The organism is Haloarchaeobius iranensis (assembly GCF_900103505.1).
GTDB classification, from domain to species: Archaea; Halobacteriota; Halobacteria; order Halobacteriales; family Natrialbaceae; genus Haloarchaeobius; species Haloarchaeobius iranensis.
In genome coordinates this window covers 1-1,387 of sequence record NZ_FNIA01000069.1, presented here as the reverse complement: position 1 = coordinate 1,387, position 1,387 = coordinate 1, and the positions used below count along the sequence as shown (strand labels likewise).

The following is a 1,387-nucleotide window of genomic DNA, read 5'->3' as shown; positions in this document are numbered from 1 at the left end:
GTTCCGAGAAATCGCTCTGATGTGTGTCGTCTACAACATCAAGCGTGCCGTCAAACAGTGAAATCCACCGCCTTATGGCGATTCAACACAGCCCTTCGAAGGTGAATTCTCTCGCCCCGTTCTGATCAACCATGAAGTCTACCGATGGGTCACTCGGGGCATTTTCAGAGCTCACATATTCGAACGGCTGGACGACCGTTGATGAATTCCCAGTGGGGTCCGCGGCACGGAGCCCGATAATATGGATTCCAGAGCGATTCGGGGTCACACCGAACTCAAGTGCATCGGCGTCTGCTGAGCCGAATCGGTTCGGTTCCTGAAACACCCTCGTGACCTCGTGCAGCCCCATTTTTCTACCGAGCATTGATCTATCGAATTCGTTCGCGAAGGTGTGAGACCAGTGGAATACACTCCCTTCGTTGAAATCTGTCAACAAACTGTTTTCAGCTGTGAACCTGATGGTAGGAGGCTCACCTGAACCAATGTGTTCTGTTGGGCCGACGTACGTCGGAACGTTGAAGACGTATCCCGGAATCGGCCGGTACATTGGAGTAGCAGCTTCGATTTCTTCGTTTCCGAACCGGATCGCTGAGAACGTAAAATTGGGTTCGGTCAGTGGTGTGATTGTTGGCGAGATAGTTTCACGTTTTGCCCCTTCCCTGTCGGACGAGAACGCATACCCGAAGGTTGGTGGAGAAGCTGTGTTCGCGTCCATCTCTGGAGCGTCGATTTCGATTGTCCATGCTCCGATTGGAGTTGCCGGGTCAACTTCTCCTGGGTTTTTACTATCGAGTCCATCACCGTAGTTCGAACTACGAACATTGAACTCGACGCGGTCACCAGGGGCGACGTACACATCGAACAGAATGTTATGATTTGTTATTGGACCACCACGCTCCGACGGGTAGTCCATCCGAAAGCCTCTGGAATACTTTGTACTGAGCCTCGGCTCTCGCCCAACGATTGCTTCGGCCATTCCGGAGACAAGTGTGAACCCGACACCGCCAGCGGTTACGAGAGGCACAGTTGCCAGTGCAAGTCCAGCTAATGCGAGACTCGGAATTACAAGCCCGAGTTTTGCACCCATCTCTCGATTATCTACTCTGTCCCGGACCTCTTGGATCGCCCTATAAGGGTCTCCCCTTGGCAGATCAAGCCCAACTGCTCGCTCAGGAAAGAACCCTGCTGGCTTCGAACCATTTGTGTATTTGTGAATTCGAAGGTATGTGTTCGAGGTGGTAAGGGCATGAGCGAGAAAATCATCGAGTGTTGCGATATCAGCCCCTGGATATTCTGCCGTGTTGAATAGCGATCTAATCGACGGTTGTCACGGGTTAGAAGGGCGAAGCCGAGGAAATCGATTCTGGCTATGGAAGTTGATCTCCTC

Annotated in this window: 1 protein-coding gene; it reads right to left on the bottom strand. The window is 52.2% G+C overall.

Annotated elements, in window-relative coordinates; all coding sequences use genetic code 11:
• Nucleotides 1-82: 82 nt before the first annotated feature.
• Complete coding sequence (locus tag BLT27_RS19500; RefSeq protein WP_139172450.1) at nt 83-1,087, bottom strand: hypothetical protein; 1,005 nt, start codon at nt 1,085-1,087, stop codon at nt 83-85.
• Nucleotides 1,088-1,387 lie beyond the last annotated feature (300 nt).